This window comes from Ekhidna sp. (assembly GCF_965247405.1).
Taxonomy (GTDB): domain Bacteria; phylum Bacteroidota; class Bacteroidia; order Cytophagales; family Cyclobacteriaceae; genus Ekhidna.
Window position 1 is genome coordinate 3,333,557 of sequence record NZ_OZ252014.1, and the last position, 22,630, is coordinate 3,356,186.

The 22,630-nt window shown below is 42.9% G+C and carries 20 protein-coding genes and 1 tRNA gene; 6 read left to right on the forward strand and 15 right to left on the reverse strand.

Annotated elements, in window-relative coordinates:
- Nucleotides 1-105: 105 nt before the first annotated feature.
- Together ACP14Y_RS15360 and ACP14Y_RS15365 are read right to left on the reverse strand one after the other, a co-directional pair.
- Nucleotides 106-402 (reverse strand): hypothetical protein, encoded by a 297-nt coding sequence (locus tag ACP14Y_RS15360; RefSeq protein WP_424963814.1) that lies wholly within the window; start codon nucleotides 400-402, stop codon nucleotides 106-108.
- A gap of 331 nt (nucleotides 403-733) precedes the next feature.
- Nucleotides 734-807, reverse strand: a tRNA-Ile gene (locus ACP14Y_RS15365).
- A 194-nt stretch (nucleotides 808-1,001) separates the two neighbouring features.
- Here ACP14Y_RS15365 and ACP14Y_RS15370 point away from each other — a divergent pair.
- Nucleotides 1,002-1,637 carry an HAD family hydrolase gene (locus ACP14Y_RS15370; protein WP_424963815.1) on the forward strand — a complete coding sequence of 212 codons (636 nt, stop codon included), beginning with the start codon at nucleotides 1,002-1,004 and terminating at the stop codon, nucleotides 1,635-1,637.
- Complete coding sequence (locus ACP14Y_RS15375) at nucleotides 1,630-2,850, forward strand: site-2 protease family protein (RefSeq protein ID WP_424963816.1); 1,221 nt, start codon at nucleotides 1,630-1,632, stop codon at nucleotides 2,848-2,850. The genes ACP14Y_RS15370 and ACP14Y_RS15375 overlap by 8 nt, the downstream gene beginning before the upstream one ends.
- Here the strand turns inward: ACP14Y_RS15375 and ACP14Y_RS15380 are convergent.
- The 7 genes from ACP14Y_RS15380 to ACP14Y_RS15410 are packed head-to-tail and all read right to left on the reverse strand — an operon-like array spanning nucleotide 2,847 to nucleotide 11,526.
- Nucleotides 2,847-3,146, reverse strand: coding sequence for a rhodanese-like domain-containing protein (locus ACP14Y_RS15380; protein WP_424963817.1), 300 nt, complete (start codon nucleotides 3,144-3,146; stop codon nucleotides 2,847-2,849). The genes ACP14Y_RS15375 and ACP14Y_RS15380 overlap by 4 nt on opposite strands.
- Nucleotides 3,143-4,987, reverse strand: coding sequence for a T9SS type A sorting domain-containing protein (locus ACP14Y_RS15385; protein WP_424963818.1), 1,845 nt, complete (start codon nucleotides 4,985-4,987; stop codon nucleotides 3,143-3,145). Before ACP14Y_RS15385 ends, ACP14Y_RS15380 begins: the two co-directional genes overlap by 4 nt.
- Entirely contained in the window at nucleotides 4,984-5,835 is an 852-nt protein-coding gene (locus tag ACP14Y_RS15390) for a PASTA domain-containing protein (RefSeq protein ID WP_424963819.1), read from the reverse strand. Before ACP14Y_RS15390 ends, ACP14Y_RS15385 begins: the two co-directional genes overlap by 4 nt.
- 33 nt (nucleotides 5,836-5,868) lie before the next feature.
- Nucleotides 5,869-8,844 carry a choice-of-anchor J domain-containing protein gene (locus tag ACP14Y_RS15395; protein ID WP_424963820.1) on the reverse strand — a complete coding sequence of 992 codons (2,976 nt, stop codon included), beginning with the start codon at nucleotides 8,842-8,844 and terminating at the stop codon, nucleotides 5,869-5,871.
- Nucleotides 8,810-9,088: a NifU family protein gene (locus tag ACP14Y_RS15400; RefSeq protein ID WP_424963821.1), complete on the reverse strand. Its 279-nt coding sequence runs from the start codon at nucleotides 9,086-9,088 to the stop codon at nucleotides 8,810-8,812. The genes ACP14Y_RS15395 and ACP14Y_RS15400 overlap by 35 nt, the downstream gene beginning before the upstream one ends.
- 4 nt (nucleotides 9,089-9,092) lie before the next feature.
- On the reverse strand, nucleotides 9,093-10,184 hold the full coding sequence (locus ACP14Y_RS15405; RefSeq protein WP_424963822.1) for an Mrp/NBP35 family ATP-binding protein: 1,092 nt from the start codon (nucleotides 10,182-10,184) through the stop codon (nucleotides 9,093-9,095).
- A gap of 31 nt (nucleotides 10,185-10,215) precedes the next feature.
- Nucleotides 10,216-11,526 carry a hypothetical protein gene (locus tag ACP14Y_RS15410; protein ID WP_424963823.1) on the reverse strand — a complete coding sequence of 437 codons (1,311 nt, stop codon included), beginning with the start codon at nucleotides 11,524-11,526 and terminating at the stop codon, nucleotides 10,216-10,218.
- A gap of 83 nt (nucleotides 11,527-11,609) precedes the next feature.
- Between ACP14Y_RS15410 and dnaG the strand changes: the two genes are divergently transcribed.
- The 4 genes from dnaG to surE are packed head-to-tail and all read left to right on the forward strand — an operon-like array spanning nucleotide 11,610 to nucleotide 16,116.
- Nucleotides 11,610-13,544: a DNA primase gene (dnaG, locus tag ACP14Y_RS15415; protein WP_424963824.1), complete on the forward strand. Its 1,935-nt coding sequence runs from the start codon at nucleotides 11,610-11,612 to the stop codon at nucleotides 13,542-13,544.
- Entirely contained in the window at nucleotides 13,544-14,743 is a 1,200-nt protein-coding gene (locus tag ACP14Y_RS15420; protein WP_424963825.1) for a bifunctional 3,4-dihydroxy-2-butanone-4-phosphate synthase/GTP cyclohydrolase II, read from the forward strand. Before dnaG ends, ACP14Y_RS15420 begins: the two co-directional genes overlap by 1 nt.
- Complete coding sequence (locus ACP14Y_RS15425; protein ID WP_424963826.1) at nucleotides 14,740-15,342, forward strand: hypothetical protein; 603 nt, start codon at nucleotides 14,740-14,742, stop codon at nucleotides 15,340-15,342. Before ACP14Y_RS15420 ends, ACP14Y_RS15425 begins: the two co-directional genes overlap by 4 nt.
- A 3-nt stretch (nucleotides 15,343-15,345) precedes the next feature.
- Complete coding sequence (gene surE / locus ACP14Y_RS15430) at nucleotides 15,346-16,116, forward strand: 5'/3'-nucleotidase SurE (protein ID WP_424963827.1); 771 nt, start codon at nucleotides 15,346-15,348, stop codon at nucleotides 16,114-16,116.
- Here surE and ACP14Y_RS15435 read toward each other — a convergent pair.
- From ACP14Y_RS15435 to ACP14Y_RS15460, 6 genes are all read right to left on the reverse strand, one after another.
- The gene (locus ACP14Y_RS15435; protein WP_424963828.1) at nucleotides 16,094-16,525 is read right to left on the reverse strand and encodes a hypothetical protein; all 432 of its coding nucleotides are present in this window, start codon (nucleotides 16,523-16,525) and stop codon (nucleotides 16,094-16,096) included. The genes surE and ACP14Y_RS15435 overlap by 23 nt on opposite strands.
- A 63-nt stretch (nucleotides 16,526-16,588) precedes the next feature.
- Complete coding sequence (locus tag ACP14Y_RS15440; protein ID WP_424963829.1) at nucleotides 16,589-18,115, reverse strand: bifunctional GNAT family N-acetyltransferase/carbon-nitrogen hydrolase family protein; 1,527 nt, start codon at nucleotides 18,113-18,115, stop codon at nucleotides 16,589-16,591.
- A 32-nt stretch (nucleotides 18,116-18,147) separates the two neighbouring features.
- Nucleotides 18,148-19,083, reverse strand: coding sequence for a lipid A-modifier LpxR family protein (locus ACP14Y_RS15445; protein WP_424963830.1), 936 nt, complete (start codon nucleotides 19,081-19,083; stop codon nucleotides 18,148-18,150).
- A gap of 10 nt (nucleotides 19,084-19,093) precedes the next feature.
- Nucleotides 19,094-19,972 (reverse strand): cation diffusion facilitator family transporter, encoded by an 879-nt coding sequence (locus ACP14Y_RS15450; protein ID WP_424963831.1) that lies wholly within the window; start codon nucleotides 19,970-19,972, stop codon nucleotides 19,094-19,096.
- Nucleotides 19,973-19,980: 8 nt separating this feature from the next.
- Nucleotides 19,981-21,306, reverse strand: coding sequence for a dihydrolipoamide acetyltransferase family protein (locus tag ACP14Y_RS15455; protein WP_424963833.1), 1,326 nt, complete (start codon nucleotides 21,304-21,306; stop codon nucleotides 19,981-19,983).
- A 51-nt stretch (nucleotides 21,307-21,357) separates the two neighbouring features.
- Entirely contained in the window at nucleotides 21,358-22,602 is a 1,245-nt protein-coding gene (locus ACP14Y_RS15460) for a competence/damage-inducible protein A (protein WP_424963835.1), read from the reverse strand.
- Nucleotides 22,603-22,630: the final 28 nt, after the last annotated feature.

Consider the following 22,630-nt stretch of genomic DNA (forward strand, 5'->3'; position numbering starts at 1 on the left):
GGGAAAATTATGGAGGAATGATGAGCTATTTCAATATGTAGGCAGAATTCTATGCAATCGATTTAAAAACTCAGTGATATCTGTAAGAGATCTGGATTCTAAATTTTATGAAGCCAAATAGTCTTTCGCTTTTTCTTCGTCATCGAAGGGCTGAACATCTGTATTGGTCACCAGGGCATAGCCCTTCAGCATTATTTTTTTAATACCACTAACACCCAGAACCGCACGCTTCTCAGATTTTCCTTTAAAATACTGCTTGCCATAATGTTTGAGCTTATCCATCACTTCGGGATCGGTAAAGGTTCCTCTCACATCCAGAAGTAGATAAATTTTCTCAGTAGCCTCCAGATAGAATTTTTTCATTTCTTCCAGATTGGCCAATACAACTTCCTTGGATTTCATATCCTTGAAATTGACATATAAAATTTTTCTTCCTTTGTGTGTAATGTATGATACGGGCATTGAATAATGTAAATGTTGTTTGTTCCTTAACTCAGATGAGTAATTGATGTTTCGATTGAAGCGCAAAGGTTGTGTCTTTGCAAATACAAATAGTCATGTATTGCATTGCTTTAGTTCAATCCGGTTGTGGCAATTACAAATGCGTTAATTAAGCAGATAAAAAAGGTATGCTTGCCTAATAAACAGTACTCGCCGTGCATGCACTCCACGGGGCAGGCTTCTTGCCCAAAATGAGGTATAAAAAAACCCAACCTTACGGTCGGGTTTATTGTGGGCCCACCAGGGCTCGAACCTGGGACTTACTGATTATGAGTCAGTTACTCTAACCAACTGAGTTATAGGCCCATTTGACAAATTTGTTAGGGACTTACTGATAATGAAGCTACGCGCCCCGGACTATGCGTCCCAGCCAGTGACCCTAACCAACTGAGCCTGCCTACCTGCGGTAGTTACAGGCCCATGAAGAATCGTTCAATATAGAATATTCTTCTTTTAAAACGGAGCGCAATATTACATATTTGCCGTTTAATAGCCAACGAATGTCAGACCTACTACAAGGCATTGATGCCGTAATTTTTGATTTTGGAAATGTACTGATCGACCTAGACTACCCAAAGGTCATTCAAAAGCTTTCTGAGGTAGCAAAAAGGAACCAGGACGAGATAGAAGAACTGGTGGTTACGGCCCCTGTACTTCAGAAATTTGAGATGGGAATGATCGGACCAGATGAATTTCGTGCCAGCATCAATTCACTTCTAGGGACAAAGATGGGCGAGCGTCAGTTCGAAAGTATCTGGAACAGCATGCTGAAGTCAATAACTAAGGAGCGCATGGACAAGGTGCTGAAGATCGGAGAAAAGTATGATACGTATATTCTTTCAAACACAAATATGATCCATGAGATCGCTTATGAAGAGATGATCATGGAAGCAACTGGAAGGTTTAGCCTAAGGGATTTCGTAAAAGAAGTGTATTATTCTCATGAAATTGGTATGCGGAAGCCAAACCTGAATTGCTACAAGTTTGTTATTGAAGACATTGGTCTCTATGCCTCCAGAATGCTCTTTCTTGATGATCGGTTAGATAATGTAGAAGGAGCGCAACGTGCAGGGATGAAGGCTATTCAAATTTTTGACCCGGACACACAATTAAACAAGATATTTGGACTTGAATAAACAACAGAAGACACTTTTAATTCAATTAAGTTTATTCATTGTCACGCTTATAACTACCACATTTGCAGGTGCAGAGTGGACCCTTGGGAAGTTCGTGATCTTTGGGATGTCGTGGAAAGATTTTCTTTTTGGATTCAATTTTTCCATCCCATTTTTACTGATTCTGACCGTCCATGAATTTGGACATTATTTCACTGCTCGTTATCACAAAATCAATGTAACCTTACCTTATTACATACCCATGTGGTTTGGGTTTGCCGGACTGGCTTCTCTAGGTACGATGGGAGCGTTCATCCGAATAAAAGAAAATATTTTAAGCCGGACCAAATATTTTGATGTGGGTGTTTCCGGGCCAATCGCCGGATTTGTTGTAGCTATTTTCCTTCTGGTTTATGGGTTTAAAACACTTCCTGAAACGGAATACATCTATGAAATCCATCCGGAGTATGAGGTATTTGGAGCAAACTTTGAAGAGCGGATGGAGGGACTGGACACTCTCATTCTCAAGAAAGACCTGAATCCAGATCGGCTTGCATTTGAAACCCTGCAGGATACCATTGATACAGGTCGAGAAGGGTCAGTTTACTTTGGAGATAATATTCTCATGAACCTTGGCAGACAATACCTGGCTCCAGATGATCGATATATTCCAAGCTCTAAAGAATTGATGCACTACCCGGTATTATTGGCTGCCTACCTGGCTTTTTTCTTCACTGCTCTAAACTTGCTCCCTATCGGTCAGCTGGACGGTGGGCATGTACTATTCGGACTCTTTGGTGCAAAGAATCACGCGATCATTTCACGTGTTTTGTTTACCGCATTTTTGTTTTATGCAGGATTAGGGTGGGTTACTTCAGCTGATCTTTCCAATACTTCACCTGAAGGAATTGGTAATTTTGCTATAAGTATTGCTCTCTACCTTGCCGTGGTTTACTGGAGCGCGTTTAGTGTATTTAAGCAGAAGCGTGACAGACTGCTTTATGCTACCATATTATTTACTGTACAGTTTTTTGTGGCATCTATTTTCAAGATAGAGGGCTACACGGGTTGGTTATTATTCTCCATTTTGATTGGCCGGTTTATTGGTGTGGATCACCCACCGGTAGTAGACAATTCTGAGTTGACCATCGGAAGGAAAATACTTGGCTGGGTAGCTCTGGTCATATTTATACTGAGCTTCAGTCCTCAGCCACTGGTAATCGAGGGCCTTTAAAGTTCAAGGTAGGCTGTGATGCCGCCTTCCATGTTTCTGACGTTGGTGAACCCTTGTGAATTAAGGAATTTTTTTGCTCTTCCTGATCTTGCTCCTGACTTACAATGAACGATCACTTCAGCATCTTTCATGTGCTCTATTTCTGAAAGTCTACTCGGTAGATCTCCAAGGGGAATTAGTTTAGCCCCAATATTAGCTTCTTCATATTCCCACTCTTCTCTTACATCAATAAAATTAAATTTATCGCCGTTTTCTAATCGTTGCTTTACTTCCTGGCAGGTAATGTCTTCGTTCATTTTTTGATGATTTTAATGGTTTGGTCACCTTCCTTGCGGTGAATGGTGAGCAAATATAAGCCGGCCCTCAAATTTCCAAAATCATGCAACGATCGTGCTTTTTCACTTATTAGTTTTTTGCCGGAGAAATCAATTACTGAAATCGCCTCATACGTACCATCTATGGCAAGCAGACCAGTCGTGGGGTTTGGATATACTTTGAGTTTTTGTTCCGGTCGTGCAGTCAATACAAGGCTATCAACGGTGGCAAAGACCGGTCGGATCATCAAGGCTCCCATTAGTCGTGTGTTCTGCTCCCACTGACCTGTTCTATTCTCATAAATATACTGCGAAGCATCAGGACTGCTGCGATCAAAACCCACACCTATGTATTCATTCTTGCTTTGCTGATACCCAAGATAGAAAGTATCGGAAAGGACGAGAGGCCTGCTCAATTTATATCTCGTAAACTGATTAAGAGCGCTGGCATTGATCACAGATATATTTTGTGATTGGATAGGCTCGTCATTCAGGTCTTTAAAAATCCTAAGATCTAAGGCACTGCCATTGCTTGGTGGATCAATATTTGGGAAGTGAATGTCTACATGGGTAAGCGTATCTGGTTGTTCAAGCCAAAACTCGATGGCAACCTGCCCACCACTAATGTTAGTTCCGGCGGCATATTCGGCAGTGCCATCATCATACGCGTAGTAGTTGTGAAGGAGATAGTGCGTGCGGATGGTATCGTTGATGCGGAGGTTTATGCTTGTGCCATTTAAAAAGTCATCATCAGAACTCTCGAGATACACCTCAGAAAGCAGGTTAATTGAATCTTCATTTGGAATGGTAGATAGATCAATACCACTTAATTCAATAAACCGTTCAACGCTGGTTTTTAAAGGGTCTGGGTTTGGGAATAATGGATCTTCATCACCATATTCTAATGAGTCGATCCTTACTCCATTGTTTAAATCTCTAATCACTAAAATATACTCAGTGGGTTGAAGTTGTTCATCCAGATTGAAACCTTGTACAAATTGACTACTTGTCAATTCCACTTCATTGAGTTTAAATTGATGAATCGGCATTGATTTAAATGGAGCAATAGGCGAGGTTAATTGACCCGTTAAGCCCCGATCCAGATAATAAAAATCATCATTTTGTCTGTCTTCATCTAGATATATCCAATCCACATGCCAGGCATCAAATGGACCGTCCTTATCGCCGTAAGATTGAAATCGGAATACAAAATCCTGTGTGCGAAAAGTGGATGTCACTTCTACTGCTACCTGAGTAAAGACTGAATCCTGGTCGGACCCCAGGTCTCCACCATCTTTCGACCAGACGGTTCTCCAGCCTTCATTTGTTTCAATAGTCGGACTGTAAAACTGAAGGATAAGGGAGTCACCTTCCTCCGGGATTTCTACATGGCCACCTGCCTGCCAGTAAAATGAGAGTATTACGTTGGCTTTTCCTTGCAAGTCGATTGTGTCCGAAACCAATTGATCGGCAAGTCCGATATCACTTCCGGCATGGAATCCACCATTAGCGTCCAGCCCATCAAAAGTGGCTACCTTGTAAGTGGGAGGGTTGATTGCGAGCGTAGCGTTTACGTAGACGTTCTTACTTAAGTCATAATTCCACTGTAAGGTTGTGTCATTCCCCCATACCCGGATGCTGTCTGGAGAATCCGTCGTAATAGAAAAATCATCCCAAAAGGGGAGGGTGGCGGGATTTACCGTTTGAGTGGCTGCCGTACGGGCACGAGTGCTTTGTTCCGGTTTTAGAATAGGTTTTATCGTCAGCTGAGAATACCCGAACTGAACCACAAAAACGAATATCGCAAAAACGAACTTCCTCATTGATTATCTAAAATCGTGGGTGCACTGCTTACAGAGTCTGGCTTGTAAATCCAGATATCGACCGGATCTCCAATTTTCACTCTTCTTTCCGGGCGAGGATACTGTTGTTGCACGGTTCCGGGAGCGATTTCTCTATATTCCAACATGTCATTTCCAGCGGAATCAATCGCTGTAAATCCAGCCAACGATTTGTCGGTGATTTCAATTTTACCAATCTTCAAACCGGACCCAATGATGGCTACCTCTGCTTCTTCTTGCTCCAAGCCTATCAGGTTTGGTGACTGAAATTGGGTATTTCCATATCCATCACCTGCTACCAGATTAATAACGGATCCTTTTTCAATTTTCTCACCTTCCATCACTGTCCGGCCGTTCATTTTTGCTTCATGCACTACTCCAAAAAATACATCAGGAATGTATTTCACTTCACCCAATTTCAAATCATAAGACTTAAGTACCATCATCGCACTTTTAAGTGAAAGATCTTCTACTTTAGGCATTCGCACTTTTGGTGGGCTTTCTGCATTTAGTGTAACGTAGATTTTTCGATTTTCTTTCACTTTAGTATTCGGCTTAGGAACCTGTCTCAATACCGCCAAAGGAGGATGATTAGGAGAGTAGCTGGAATCTGCTGTAGCCTCAAACCGAAGATTACGTTTTCCCAGAAACTCATCTAACTCGTCAACTGTCATTCCCTGAATGTCGGGAACGGTAATAGTCTCTCCGTGATTCGTAGAGATCGGGAGCCATACATAAAAAACGATGACGACTATCAAAGCAGAACCACCAATGAGAACAGCTAGATGTAGAAGAAAGTCTTTGATACTGGTTGGCTTTTTAAATGACATAGCTCTTTTTAATGAAGGGATAAACCTAATGAATTAACGACTAATAAACAGCTTTTGAGAGTTGCTGAATCCTTTGCCTGTTACAGTTAAAAAATAGAGTCCTTCCTGACTTGGTGACTTATATTCCAGGACCTGGTTCAGTGCGTTATCAATGCGCTCTTCAAAAATAATTTTTCCACTGATATCCTGCAGCCGGATAACCACAGATTCTTTTTGAGGCAAATTCAAACCAACGTTAAATTGGGATACTGCAGGATTTGGATACGTTCTTACAAAATCCGCATAGGTTGGTGGCTCATTTCCCCGGATGCTGATATCGTCAATGTAAAGATCATTGCCTCCTCCGGGGGTAAACACAAATGCTATTCGGATATCTTCATCAAAGAAAAATGTTTGTGACAGGTCTATTCGATATTCTTTCCAGTCTGAGTCATCGGTAGGCACCCATTTTTCAGTCGAGGCTGTAACAGCCAAAGAATCAGAATCGGCATCCAACAAATGTGTTTGATAATAGTTTTGGCCGCAATCGGTGGACAATAGTACTTGTAACTGATCATCAAAGCCATCTCTTGAGGCGTAAGAAGCTCGAAAGTAAAGTCCTGCACTATCCAATCCTCCGGTATTTAGTCGAGGGCTTATAAACCAACTTTTTTCTCCAAGCTCTGTCGCATCAAAACCATTGGCCCGCAGTGCTCCATTTAATGAAACTTCGATACGCTCCCATAAGTTATTCTGTCCACTCGCGGCTAGTTGCCAATTGTCGGGTGCCTCAAAGTCAATGGTAAGCGGATACTCATCTTCTATGTTATCCCGGTTTAAAGTGGTTTTGACTATGTTTTCATCCAGCGATTCGTCTGGCACACCATTTACGGTTGTAATCTTTATCCCGACTTCATTTTCGCCGACATTCAGTCCGTTTGCGAGAAATGAAAAACTGTTCTCTTCTTTAGAAGACAGATTCAAGCCATTAAAGGAAGCAATCAATGTATCACCATTAACAAAATATTTGATTTCAAAAGAAGTCACAGTTTCAGAACCATTATTTCGAGCACTGAAGCTAACCTCAGATGTTCCTGAGCATGTGACAAGAGGCACAGCTAGTGAAAGCGGTTTTACATCATTTTCAAAAAGGTTGGTTTCGACAACCTGTATATTATCCAGGTAGATATTGTTGCCACTGCCATTGATACCAACAAAAGCAAATTGAACCCCATCGATCCCACGATAATCCGTTATGCTTACAAGTGTATCCATCCATTCTAGTTGGTTTGCAGGTGTGAAATATGCATCTGTTTCATTTGCAGTAGCCAGATCAGGACCGAAGTTTGAAAATAGGATGTCCGGAAAGGTTTCTCCACAATCCACGCTGGCTTTAATCATGAAACCATCATAAAAAGCATCGGGACGATTCGCATGAGCAAAACTGAATTGGATTTCTCCTGAAGTGATATTGGTCAGGTCAAATACCGGAGTTTTTAATATGGTTTCTTCACCAAACCACACGGTATTATCATGCGCCTTAAAAACCAATGCATTGTTTGATGGGGCCTCTTTAGGGGCAGTGGTCACCTCCCAGGGATAGGAACTTCCAATACTGCCTAGAAATTCTGGTGCCGATTCTATATCCTGTATGAATGGTAATGTGGTGGAAGAGGTTGAAGTTATTATCCTGCTGATTGAATTGTTACTTGGATTACCATCTGAACCGCCATTTACATTGCTAACCTCAAAAGAGACAGTTGAATTTGCACTGATGATTTGAGAGCTGAACGAAACTGTATCAGAAGCTAGTGGATCTAAAGTGGTTGATATGTTTTGAGTTTCGATGGGATTAGAATCAATGAATAGCTCCACATCAAATGAGGTAACTTCAGTGGTACCGTAGTTCACTAGCCTCAATGTAGGTGTGATTGTCGTTTCACACTCCGCTATGGCCGGACTCAGAATATTCACGGCTGCTAAGTCGTCCGCAAACCGAGTAGGCTCAGAAAGACCAGGGCTTGAAATAAGTGAGGTACGATTAGGCGCATTATCCATCACCGTTCGCATTCGGGTTTTCTGCCCTTCAGTAAAAAGATTCATGCAGACATCATCTGTGTAGTCCATGTAGTTTTGAAACATTTCGGGTTCATCCATAACACAAACGGTGTTATCGTCAGGGTTTGGAAATGTGCAGGGAGAGGAATAATCGCCATTGTCAGAATCAGCTAACGGCGTATCATCTACAAAATCATCAACAGAACAGCCCCCATCACCCCAGATATGACGCAACCCAAGATAGTGTCCAACCTCATGGGTTAGCGTACGACCGTAGCTTTCAAAAGAAGGGGCAGCTGGGTTTACTCCGAAGTACTCATAATCGATCAAAACTCCATCAAAAGTAAAATCATCAGAGCCATTGGTAATACCCTCCAGGGAGGTCAAAGGAAACGAGGCATATCCCAGAAAAACTTGCAAGTCTGTCACAAAAATGTTGAGATAGTGTTCTGCTGGCCAGTAGCTTTCAGAGCGGAGCAATGGTCGGTGTGAGTTGGCACGGTAGCTGTCTCTCGAGCCTCTTAATCGCACAATCCCGTTCGTTGGATTTCCGGCAGGATCTTGTTTGGCCAATATAAACTCAATTTCTACATCAGCAGCTACAGGCTCAAACACCATTGGGGTATTTTCAGCGTCTGCATTCATCCTGCGAAAGTCAGCTGTCAGTGAGTCTATCTGTGCCTTGATTCGCTCTTCGGAAAGATTTACGCCTGTTCCTACCGGTTCTCCTTTGTGGAATACATGTACTACAACCGGAATTTGATAAAGTGGAGCAAGGGGCTGTTCGACCCTGGCCTGACGCTCAGCTATTTTCATGCTGATCCAGTTTTCAAATTCACCAGTAGTAGGGACATGAGTGCCGCACCTTTCCTGAGCGTTAAGGTTGAATGCGGCTAAAGTGAGTATAACAATGAGTAACCCAAATCGCATGGGTTCATCAATTTGCAAATGGAAATTTAGCGTTCGGGTCATCAGGCGAGGTGATGTTGACCGCATGTACGCTTTTGATTTCAGGAACTTCACGTTTGATTGCTTCTTCAACGCCAGCTTTCAATGTCATGGTAGACATGGGGCACGACCCACAATTTCCCATCAGTTCCAGCACCACATTCATGTCTTTGTCCACTTCCAGCACTTTCACATCACCACCGTCAGCTTCCAGGTATGGCCGGATGGTATTGAGTGCTTTTTCTACTTTTTCTACTAATTCTGACATATTCCTAAACGGTCACTTCTACTTTTTTAGTCTCGGGGGCTGCAGCATTTCTTATTGCAACCTGTCTTGCCACATTTTCTGCCAGGTTTTTGAAAGCATCCGCCAGCTCTCCATCTTTCATAGCAGCCGGGTATCCACTATCGCCACTTTCCCTAATGGACTGTACAATGGGTATTTGTCCCAGCAGCTCCACTTCATTCTTCGCAGCAAGCTTCTTCCCTCCACCTTCTCCAAAGATAAAGTATTTATTGTCAGGTAGCTCATCAGGTGTAAACCATGCCATATTTTCAACCAAGCCCAAAATTGGCACATTAATCTGCGGTTGCTTAAACATCGAGATTCCTTTTTGTGCATCTGCCAGAGCCACTTTTTGGGGAGTTGTCACTACCACAGCTCCAGTCACGGGAACCGCTTGTACCAGGGTCAAGTGAATGTCACTGGTACCAGGAGGTAAGTCAATAACTAGGTAATCCAATTCACCCCACTTGGCATCTGAAATAAATTGTCTCAGAGCAGAGCTGGCCATTGGCCCTCTCCAGACTACAGCGTCTTCACTGTTAGTGAGAAAGCCAATAGAGATCAGTTTCACTCCATACTGTTGAATGGGAACAATCTTATTTTTTCCGTCTTCCTGAACGATTCCAGGCTGTTCAAACTCACAGTTAAACATGGTCGGAATGGATGGTCCATAAATATCTGCGTCAATCAGTCCTACATCTGCGCCAGATCGAGCGAGTGCTACTGCCAGGTTAGCAGCAACGGTAGATTTACCCACTCCTCCTTTTCCTGAAGAAACGGCAATGATGTTTTTCACTCCTGGTAAAACAGGCCCTTCATCTCTTTTCGTAGTGACATTAGACGTCATGTTGATGATCGTCTTCACATCACCTAAGTGCTTCTCGATTTTGTCTTCACAGTCTTTCTTAATGACCTCTTTGAGTGGACAAGCGGGGGTCGTCAGCACCACATCAAATGCCGCTTTATTGCCGTCAATATGAATATTTTGAATCATTCCGAGTGAAACCAAATCCTTTTTTAGGTCTGGATCGATCACCTCACTCAGTGCTTTTAGTAGATTTTCTTTCGTCAATTCCATTCGCGCCGCAAGTTAATTCATATACTGCACTTTAGGACTCTCTGAGGTAGCCCCAGGCGTGCAACTTATCACTATCTTCAAACCAACGATTTCCAATATCAGTTCGATAATACATGTTAGGAATCATAATATTTCTGATGCGGGCGTAAAGTTGTTGCTGTGCCTGTTTCATGGTAAGACCCAGCCCTGTGACGATTAACGCAACACCACTACCTCCGGTAATCAGCCATTCGTTATTCACCATTTTTACATCTTCGATGTGCACTCCATCCGTCATTGGTCTTTTAAAGACAATAGCTGCATCTTTTGAGAAGGCCTCAAAGGTTTTAGGATCCTTATAAGGAAATGGAGGAACAACTACTCTGGCTCCTACCTGAAAACCATTTTTTACTTTTAAGTTGGGGTTTTCACCTTTGGCGAGTTGGAAAAAGAAATCGCCAATGCCACTATTCATTCCGTCTGCTTGTATCGAAATGGTTGGGTAGCCAAAACGGGAGGTAAATTCCAAGGGGTAGATACCATTATTATTCACAATACAATTGATGTCAATATATCCTACATAGCCTTCTTCAGCCAGGGTGGGTTCCATTTTTTTCAGTGTGGCATTGAAAATCTTGTTGGGTCCGCTCCAAAACATGCTGGTGCCCATTTCTCCTGTTGCGACTCCTAGTTCTCCGGGAAAGAGTTTTTTGTGTTCAAAATTGATATTGATCGGATAGATGAATTCCTTCCCATTAAAAAATGCACCTACACCTATTTCTACTCCGGTATCCACCTTTTTCTGCAGTTGGTAGATTTTTACTTCCTCGCTCCAGGCATTTTTATATGCACTGAGAATTCGTAAGACGTCACTTCCATCTTCTTCCTGACCTACAAACAGGAGGCGTTTGATGTTTTGTGCCTCACCACTTGGTTTAAGAACGTATTTGCCGGGATTTGATTTGATATGCTCGATTCCCGCATCAAATGAATCAAACTCATGATAATTGAGGATATTGACTTTATGTTTTTTCAACTCTGCCTGACCAAACGAGCGATCATCTTCCAACTTATCTGTGTATGGGGTGCCGCCCACCACATACTTTCCCTTTTCGCGAAGCTGTTGAGCCTTTTCACCCTGGCCTAACACGTCATCAAAAACGATCAAATCAGCCCATTCTATTTCAGTTTCCCAATCGTCCACTTTCGGGACAAATCCATTTCCGATCTCTTTTTCACTTGCTTCTTCAATGAAATATTTGACAGGATGGCCTTCTTTTACACATTGCCAGGCTATGTCACTGATCAATCCGGAGATTGAGACGAATAAAATATTTACTGGATTAGTCGTTTGTTTGGGCATTGATTTTTTTATTCAAATGTATGGGTAAATCCTGATGATTTTGAATCCTTTTTATCTGGTAATTTTGCATTCCAATTTCGCGTATGATCCATCCCTCTACCATCGAAGAAATTAAAAACCGAATCGACATAGTCGAGGTGGTAGGGGATTTTGTTACGCTTAAGCGATCAGGTTCAAGTTACAAAGCATTAAGCCCTTTTACGAACGAGAAAACACCTTCTTTTTATGTAGTTCCATCCAAGGGGATTTTCAAGGACTTTAGCTCGGGCAAAGGCGGAGACGCAATCACCTTTGTGATGGAGGTGGATGGACTTAGCTATGTGGAAGCGCTGAAATACCTGGCTGGGAAGTACGGAATCGAGGTAAAAGAGGAAGAACAGTCAGATGAAGCTCAGAAGGCGCAGAACAAGCGTGAGAGTTTATACATCGTCCTCAATTTTGCTAGCGAGTATTTTCAGGATGTGCTCCACAATACGGATGAAGGTAAATCCATTGGCCTTTCCTATTTCAAGGAGCGGGGGTTTACTGAAGAAACGATTAAAAAGTTTGAGCTTGGATATTCCAAAGAGTTGTGGGACGGTCTCCTAAATGAAGCCACAAGCAAAGGATATAACAAGGAGTTGCTGGCAGAAGCTGGATTGGTCATCGATAAGGATGGGAAAAACTATGACCGGTTCCGTAGCAGGGTCATGTTTCCTATTCATAATGTGTCAGGGAAAACGATTGCTTTTGGAGGAAGAAAACTCTCCAGCACCGATAAATCTGCGAAATACATCAACAGCCCGGAGACAGAGCTTTACCACAAGAGTAAAGTGCTCTACGGGATGTATCAGAGCAAAAATGCCATTCGAAAAGAAGACAATTGCTACCTGGTAGAGGGATATACAGATGTGATTTCCATGCACCAGGCCGGAGTGGAAAATGTAGTAGCCTCTTCTGGAACAGCGCTGACGGAAGATCAGGTAAAACTCATTCGACGATATACGGAAAATGTCACGGTTATTTTTGATGGTGATCAAGCAGGCATCAAAGCCTCGATGCGAGGGATTGATCTGTTGCTGGAGGGAGACCTTAATGTGAAGGCAGTCGCCCTTCCTGAAGGAGAAGACCCTGATAGCTATGCAAAACAGTTAGGAGCTTCAGGTTTCAGGGAATATGTAGCTGAAGAAGCGCAGGATATTATTCGCTTCAAAACCAAGGTACTGCTTGATGACACAGGCAATGACCCGGTAAAGAAAGCAGGAGTTATAAAGGATATTGTTTCCAGCATCACCAAGATCAATGATCCGGTAAAACGTACGGTTTATATCAAAGAGTGCAGCGATCTTCTGGGAATCGCTGAATCAGTATTGGTAGCTGAACAAAACAAAATTCTCATAGAGAACCGTAAGAAGGGTCGGCATGATCAACCACCCCAGCCTGAACAAGAGATGCCTCCATTTCCGATGGAGCAGCAAGAGGACCTGATAGATCAGCTTGATATTGGTAAAATAATCGAATTTCAGGAGCGGGAAAGTATTCGTGTACTGGTAAACTATGGCAAAAATAAGATCCACACACGAGAGATGCAGGATCAGAACTTAATTGACTATTTTCTGAACGAAGCGGACGAAATACAGTTTACCAATGAAACGTATCGAAAAATCATTGATGTTTTTCGGGAAAAACTGAACGAAGGGGAGGTGATAGATGGGGAATTTCTGTTAAATCATGAGGACGAGGATGTACGGAAAACCGTCATTGACTTAAGTGCAGACAAGTATGAGATTAGCGAGAACTGGAGCGAGAAGTATCAGATCCATGTCCCCAGGGAGACTGAGTTTCTGAAAGATGTAACTTACACTAATGTGCTGCGGTTGAAATTTAGAATCGTCCAACAACTGATCCAGGAAGAAACCGAAAAATTGAAACATGCGACAAATGAAGCCGAAGTAGATGAACTTTTGGACGACATAAATGAGTTGAAGAAAGTGTCGGTGGAGATCGCCAAAATATTAGGGAACGTATTAGTAGGATAATGCTAGATAAAATAGAAGAAGCCATTGAGGCTATTAAAAATGGAGAAGTGATCATCGTAGTTGATGATGAGGACAGGGAAAATGAAGGCGACTTCATTTGCGCTGCTGATAAGGTCACCCCAGACATAATCAACTTCATGTCCAAAGAAGGAAGGGGACTGATCTGTGCCTCTTTGTTGGAAGATCGTTGCAAGGAGCTGGATCTGGATTTGATGGTGGGCAAGAACACAGCTACTTTCGAAACACCATTTACAGTCTCTGTCGATTTAATTGGACACGGAACAACTACCGGTATTTCTACATCAGATAGATCAAAAACTATTCAGGCACTGGTAAATCCTGAAACCAAGCCTGAGGATTTAGGTAGACCGGGACACATTTTCCCATTGAAAGCTAAACAAGGCGGAGTACTCCGAAGAGCAGGCCATACGGAAGCAGCCGTTGATTTCTCTCGCTTAGCCGGGTTAACGCCAGGAGGAGTGTTGGTGGAAATTCTGAAAGATGATGGAACCATGGCGCGCTTACCCGATTGCCGGAAAATCGCGGATAAGTTTGGTTTGAAGCTGGTATCAATTGCTGATCTCATCAAGTATCGAATGGACAAGGAATCCATGGTGGAAGAAGAGATAGAGGTGAGTATGCCTACCAACTGGGGAGATTTTCAGCTAAAAGCATTTAAACAAAAAAATACCGGAGAGGAGCACCTGGCGCTAATCAAGGGAACCTGGGAAGAAGGGGAGCCAGTAATGGTGCGTGTGCATAGTTCATGTGTTACGGGAGATATTTTTGGTTCCTGCCGCTGTGATTGTGGAGGTCAGCTCCATGGAGCAATGCAGATGGTAGAGAAAGAAGGAAAAGGTGTGGTTCTGTATATGAACCAGGAGGGTAGAGGCATTGGTCTCATGAACAAACTGAAAGCCTATAAACTTCAGGAAGAAGGAAAAGATACCGTGGAGGCCAACCTTGAATTGGGATTCAAGTCAGATCAACGTGACTATGGAGTAGGAGCACAGATTTTAAGAAAGCTTGGAATCTCTAAATTGCGTCTGATTACCAATAACCCTAAGAAAAGAGTAGGTTTGATGGGATATGGCCTGGAAATTGTGGAAAATATTGCCATAGAAATTGCTCCAAACCAGCACAACCAAAAGTATCTTGAAACCAAAAGAGATAAACTGGGGCACGAAATTTTGAAATGAGAAAAGTTTTTTCGTTCGTTCTGATACTTGCTGCGTTAAATATTTACGCGCAGACGTTTTCCTCGGAGGTTTTCCATGAGGGTTTCATGGTAACCACAGATCGGGACACGATCAAAGGAGACTTGAAGTATGATTTGGATGCGAATATCCTCACGGTAATCAACCGTGGAAAGACTAAATCATTCTCCAGTCATAAGGTCTTCTACTTTGAGATATTTGATCAAATCCTGAACAATTATCGTCAGTTTTATTCCATCCCATACACGGTCAATATCGATTATAAAATTCCGGTTTTCTTTGAACTGGTCTATGAAGGAAAGCTGTCATTGATGGCGCGTGAACACATAGTGAGTCAAACCGTAAACAGCTCATCTGCTTATTGGGGAGGAGGTAATACCTCTCGTTTGGTGATCAAGTACTCTTACTATTTTATGGACGACAAAGGAAATATCACCTTCTTTAACGGCAAGAAGAAAGATCTGCTTACGTTCATGCGAAAGAAGCAGTCGGACATCAAGAAATTCATAAAAGATAATAGACTAGACACAGACGAAATGGCTGATCTGGTCCGCATCACCGCATTTTATAATTCAATTTAATCTATGGCAAAACCACTTATTCTAGTAAGTAATGACGATGGTATCACTTCCCGAGGAATTCGGAAGCTGGTAAATGTGGTGAAGGAGTTGGGTGAAGTTGTGGTTGTAGCTCCTGATAGCCCACAGTCCGGGATGGGACATGCGATTACTGTGGGGGATACACTGCGACTGAAAAGGAGTGAATTGTTTGAAGGAATAGAGGCATACGAATGTACAGGAACACCTGCCGATTGTGTGAAACTAGCTAAGCACTATGTACTGAAAGATCGAAACATAGATCTGGTAGTGTCCGGTGTTAATCACGGAAGTAACAGTTCCATCAGTGTTCTTTATTCAGGTACTATGAGCGCCGCGATAGAAGGAGCGATTGAACATCTCCCGGCAATCGGTTTCTCACTGTGTGACTATGATCCCGATGCAGACATGGATCATATTGATGACTATATAAAAAAAGTAACACAGGAAGCACTAAAAAATCGCATACCAAAAGGGATTGCACTTAATGTAAATTTTCCGGTTAGACAGAAGGAGGAGATCAAGGGGATTAAAGTATGTCGCCAGGCCAACGCCAATTGGGAAGAGCAATTTGACGTAAGAAAGGACCCTTATGGTCGAACTTACTTCTGGATGGTAGGCAATTTTGTGAACCACGACAAAGGGGAGGATAACGATGAATGGGCGCTAGCTAATAATTATGTTTCTGTGGTGCCTTGTCAGTTTGATATGACCGGCCATCATGCCATTTCGCAAATCAACGAGGAGTGGGATATTTAGCCTTTCCAAATACTGGCAACTCAGATCGTATATTCGGTTTTAATTGTGCCTTCTGAATATCATGTTCGTAGAGTTTTGCTGCTTTCTTTAGTCTTGCGTCTGCAGCAATTGAAGTTATTAATCCGGCTATCAGCAAGGTTCCTCCGTAAAAAGATGTTAGTATGACACTTAACTCATCTGATGAATCCTGGCTCATGAGTGTGATAAGGCCGCTACCAAAAAATATATAAGAAAATATCCTGGAGGTATTGTGCTTTTTTATCATTGCTAAGGCCATTTCTGATTCATTTTGTGTCATCAGGTACCTTCTAATTTCAGTCTGCTTCATGCCTTCAAGGCTTTGTGTTTTCTGGGAATAAGCTTGACATGCAACCAGTAATACTAGCAGAGTCGTGATTAGGGACTTCATGATTAGTTATTTGTGATAGGTTATGCATTAGTCTAATGAACCTGCCTCGCCCCCTAAAACTCACTACTTCTTTTTCAATTCGTATACATCCTTCCTGCGATCCTTGAGGTTGTTGACACTACCAAATTCATGAAGCTCCCTTAAATCATCCACATCTACATCGGCGATAAGGATCATTTCGGTGTTCGGCGTTGCTTCCGCCTTGATGCCATTGGTGGGGAATGCAAAATCACATGGTGTGAATACCACCGACTGTGCAAACTGAATATCCATGTTGTGTACGTTCGGAAGGTTACCCACACTGCCTGCCAACGCCACATAGCATTCGTTCTCAATCGCTCTCGCCTGGGCACAGTTTCTCACACGTGAATAGCCATTTTGAGTATCTGTAAGAAAAGGCACAAACAGGATATCCATTTTCTCGTCCGCAAGCAGTCTGCTGAGCTCCGGAAACTCCACATCATAGCAGATCAGCACCCCGACTCTACCACAGTCTGTCTCAAAGGTTTGTACCGATTTTCCACCTTCCATACCCCATATCTTAGATTCATCAGGTGTCACGTGGATTTTTTCAAAGCGCTCAATGGTACCGTCACGTCTGCACAGGTAACCAACATTGAACAGCCGATCATTTTTCATTTCCGGCATGCTGCCAGTAATGATATTGATATTGTAGGATACTGCTAACCTCGAAAATCGATTAACGATTTCATCGGTGTGTTTGGCAAGCTCTCGTATCGCGTCAGGCTCAGACATGTGATTGTTTGGAGCCATTAAGGGAGCATTGAAAAACTCAGGAAACAAGGCAAAGTCCGATCGGTAATCGGAAACTGCATCCACAAAGTATTCAGCCTGCTGCATGACATCATCCAGGTCTTTATATGGGCGCATCTGCCACTGAATCAGTCCTAATCGAACTACACGCTTAATGCTGCTGGCCTGATCCGTGGGTTCTTCATAATAGATATTATCCCATTCCAGCAGCACGGCATACTCCATCGACTCCTGATCACCTTCTAAATATCCTTTAAGAATTTTCGAAACGTGAAAGTCGTTGTTGATTTGAAAATTGAGGACTGGGTCATCTATTTCCTTCTTCTTGACCTTATCGATGTACTGCCTCGGGGTAAGCTCCTCTGCATGATTATGATAGTTGGGGATACGACCACCAAATGCAATCCCTCTCAGGTTAATTCGCTCACACAGCTCTTTACGATAATCATAAAGTCTTCGTCCCAATCGCAACCCACGAAACTCCGGTTTGATGAACAAATCCACACCGTAAAGCATGTCGCCCTCCGAGTCATGTGTACTAAAGGTGTAGTTACCGGTGATCTGTTTGTAGGTGTGACGTTTTTGCGCCAATCTACTTTTAACAATGAGTGATAAGGCACATCCGGCAAGTTGTCCATTGATTTTAAGGACCACCTGACCTTCCGGGAAAAGGTTAATCAATTTTTCGATTTCATGTTTTTCCCAGTAGTTATCCTCTACCTTTTGGTAGGACTCTATCATGGCCTTTTTAAGCTCCTGGTAATCCTCCAGACCCAGGTAGGTCAGCTCAATGTTATCAATATCAATGTCTTGCATTATGCAAAGGTATGGTGGAACCTAAGTAGTTTTCAAAACCGCTGATTCATTCGTATGCCCACATACTTATGAATGGTTGCCTCGGTGGTTTCTTTCGTTCGTCTGTAATAGAGAAGTGCAAAATCAAACTTGGTCCAGCTTGCCATGATGCCTGCTCGCATCTGGTAAATCCATGGCTCACGGGTTTCGGTATAGATGGATGCTTTCCCCAGCCAATTGCCTTCAATGGTTGCATTGTATGCTGCATATTCCATGCCTGGGCTAAGGAAAAAATAAAATTCATGATTACCAGGGCCCTTATTTTCTATCCCAAGCACCCCATTGTATTGGGTGGAGTTTTGAATGGGTTTGAACGTTCCAAAACGAACCATAAATTCATGCCTCAAGTGAGTAAAAGTTGTACCAAGCGCCAGGTTGGTTTCAGACGTAAGATCGAGAATCTTTCCACTCAGGAGCGTTCTGGCGTATATTCCATAGGTATTTATAATGGGCGCATCGTTGATTTCATATTCCCAACCTAATGGTAGCTGCATTCCAAAAGCTTTGTGCCACTCGTACTGCAAATCACCGGTCCGGAGGGAAGGGCCCATCCAACCAAGCTCAAGTTCAGCTCTAAGATATGCACCTCCCTTATAGTAAAATTCATTGGACGCAGCAAGGGTGATCTGTCCGGCATACGGACGATCCATCTGTGATGAATCTTCCCAAAACAAATGTCGGGGACTGTAAATCCGATGATTTAACTCATACGCACGAATTACTTTTTCATGATTATTCCTCCATCTGGAGGAGTCAATGAGCATACGGTATCGGAGCGCTACACCATTGCTGTAATATTGATCCCTGGTAAGGTTTAGCGTGTAGGCGTCATTGTCATTTTCCACCTGAAGCTCACGGGTCAGGTATTTTTTCTGACTGAACCCAATAAGGGAGATGAGCCCTAAAAGAATGGCGAAAAAGAATTTCATTGCTGCGAAATTAACACGGCTCACAGTTTTCTTCCTGGGTTTCAAACTCGATTGTCGTGTGATTGATACCTAGCTTGGAAACACGGCTTTTGGTTTCCTGTTTAATGTTTCCCAATTCAGAAAGAGACAGATCGCCTTCAATGACTAAGTGGATTGAGAGAATATGATACGAGCCGTCCATTGACCATGTGTGACAGTCATGCACATCTAATACCTTAGGGATATCCTTGATAACCTGGTGGATTTTTTTGACACTGATGTCTGAAGGAGTTCCCTGCAGGATAATTCGGGAGCTTTCTCTCAAATTTCTGAAAACATTGTAAAGGATAAATGCGGCAATAAGTACGGATAATATTGGGTCTAAGATTGGCAGGTCCCAAAAATTCATGACCAGTGCTCCGATTAATACCGCGACCCACCCAAGGATATCTTCAATTAGATGCAGGTAAACGGCTTTTTCATTGAGGCTGTGTCCTTTGCTTAAACGAATAGCTGCTGCCCCATTCACGATGACACCACCTATAGCCAGGTAAATCATTCCTTCGGTATTGGGGGTTACAGGATCGAATAGTCGGGGAATGGCCTCTACAATGATGAATACAGATCCTGTTACAAGCACGATGGAATTAATGATAGCACCTAATACAGAAAAACGCTTGTATCCATACGAATACTTCTGATTTCGGTCTTTTTTGGCAATCCGAGCAAAATACCATGAAACACCTAGCGTGAGGCTATCACCCAGGTCATGAAGAGCATCAGAAAGAATGGCTACACTATTGGTCCACAGTCCACCGATAATCTCGATGATTGCGAAACCGAGATTAAGAAAGAAGGCAACTTTGATGTTGCCTTCTGAGTGATCATGATGGTGGTGCGAGTGCCCCACTTGATTTATTATATGCCTCTGTTTAGATCGTATGCTTCCAGGTAGTCCGCTACTTTTCTCACAAACATACCTCCAAGCGCTCCATCCACAACTCTGTGATCATAGCTGTGGGATAGGAACATTTTACTTCTGATTCCAATCATGTCGCCTTCTGGTGTTTCTACCACCGATGGCTTTTTCTGGATCGCTCCCAGTGCCATAATAGCTACCTGAGGTTGCATAATGATCGGAGTGCCCATGACATTGCCAAAAGAACCTACGTTTGAAACAGTGTAAGTTCCACCTTGCAGCTCATCCGGCTTCAGTTTGTTTTCTCTTGCTCTTTTCGCTAGATCATTCACCTTCTTGGTGATACCCACCAGGCTCAACTGATCAGCATTGTGAATGACAGGCACAATCAGGTTACCCGTTGGCAATGCGGTGGCCATTCCAATGTTGATGGCTTTCTTCTTCACGATGTTGTTTCCGTCTACCTGCACATTGATCATAGGGAAATCTTTGATTGCCCGGACGATCGCTTCAATCAGGATAGGGGTAAAGGTGAGTTTTTCGTTTTCTCTGCTAAAGAATTCGTTCTTCACTTTATTTCTCCATGCCACCACTTTTGTTACATCTGCTTCAACGAAAGAGGTTACGTGAGGAGAGATGTGCTTGGATGCAACCATTCGCTCAGCAATCATCTTACGCATTCTGTCCATTTCAATAATCTCATCACCGCCATCTATGGCAACTGGCATTGGCTGATGAGAAGCAGACGGCATAGCCGGAGCTGCCGCTGGTTGAGTTGAAGGGGCAGGAGCTCCTGATTTTCTGTTTTCTACGTAGTTTAAGATATCATTTTTAGTAATCCTTCCGTCTTTTCCGGATCCACTGATCGACTCCAGTTCGGCAACTGATATTCCTTCTTCTTTAGCAATACTTCTGACAAGGGGCGAGAAGAATTTACCTGAATCTGATGTTCTTGGAACGGAAGTTCCATTGCTTGAAGATGCCGTACTCATGGCTGTTTCCATCATTGCCTCTGCTTGCTCTACAGGTGCCGGCTCTTCCTTAGGTGATTCTGCTGGGGTGGGGGCTGCACCGTTTGAATCACCTTCAGTTTCTATTATGGCAATTGGCTTACCTACCTCTATCACATCTCCTTCCTGCGCCAAAACCTCTTTCAGCACCCCGGCATGGGTAGCAGGTATTTCTGTATCCACCTTGTCTGTGGCTACCTCCAGGATTGACTCGTCTTCTTCGATGGTTTCACCCACATTTTTTAACCATGCAAGCACGGTTCCCTCCATCACACTTTCGCCCATTTTAGGCATGACCATTTCTACAGTTGCCATATTATATTCTGTTTTAGGTTGTTTATTTTGCTCTCAAAGATAATAATTTCGTCAATTCTTATCTAAGTTTATTCTAATCATGTTTAAAGCAGCAATAGCACTATACTGGATATTAATGCCTCTGTCTTTAGTAAACTGAAATTTCTTTGCAACAGTTTTATCCTTATCAGAATAGCCAATCCAAACCGTACCTACTGGTTTTTCTTCGCTACCCCCTGATGGACCTGCAATTCCACTAATCGAGACGGCCACATCTGCATTAAATACTTTTCTTACATTTTCAGCCAAAGCTAAAACAACAGGCTCACTGACAGCCCCTTGTTCCTGAATGATATTTTTATCCACCTTTAACTGCTCATTTTTCAATTCATTCGAATAAGGCACAAATCCTCCATGAAACCAGGCCGAACTCCCTGCTACAGAGGTAATCTTATGAGATAAGAATCCTCCTGTACAACTTTCTGCCACCGCTAGCTTTAGCCCTTTTTCTTTTAACATTCGCCCGATGGCTTCTTCGATTTCTTCATCGTCAAATCCATATACGTATTTTTCTATCTGTGGGAGTACTTGATCTATTTGTTCCTGCACTTCTTTTTTAGTGGCTTCATTTTCACCTGACGTGGTTAGTCGAAGTTTAACACTACCCATGGTTGGCAGATAGGCAAGCTTAATATGCTTAGGAAGGCTATCTTCCCAGTCTTTGATTTTTTGAGCGAGCACAGACTCAGGAATGCCAATGGTTCTGATCATGCGGTGATAAATATTATCTCCTGTAAACATCTCTTTGATCTTTGGAAGGATGGTTTCCTGCATCATACGTTTCATCTCATAGGGAACGCCCGGCATGGAAACGATCACCTTGCCATTTCTTTCAAACCACATCCCCGGCGCTGTACCAAGCATATTGGGGATAGGTATACAGTTGGCAGGCATGTCAGCCTGTTGTTCATTAAGATCGGACATTTCCCGCCCCACCTTTTCAAATAATTTTTGAATATTCTCAAGCATCTCTTGGTTCCTTACCAGATATGTGTCAAAATATTCTACCAGGCACGGTTTGGTGAGATCATCATTCGTGGGGCCTAAACCACCTGTAATCAGCACCATGTCTGCTAAATTTTCAGATTCCTCCAGATAATGCAGAATCTCTTCCCTGGTGTCACCGATGGTGATTTTTTTCATGACTCGTATTCCCAGGCTGTCCAGCGCCCCGCTGATCCAGTGTGAATTGGTATCGAGTGTTTGACCGTAAAGAATTTCGTCTCCGATGGAGATTAGTATGGCTTTTGCAGGCATGCGATATTAAATATGACAGTGAAAGAAT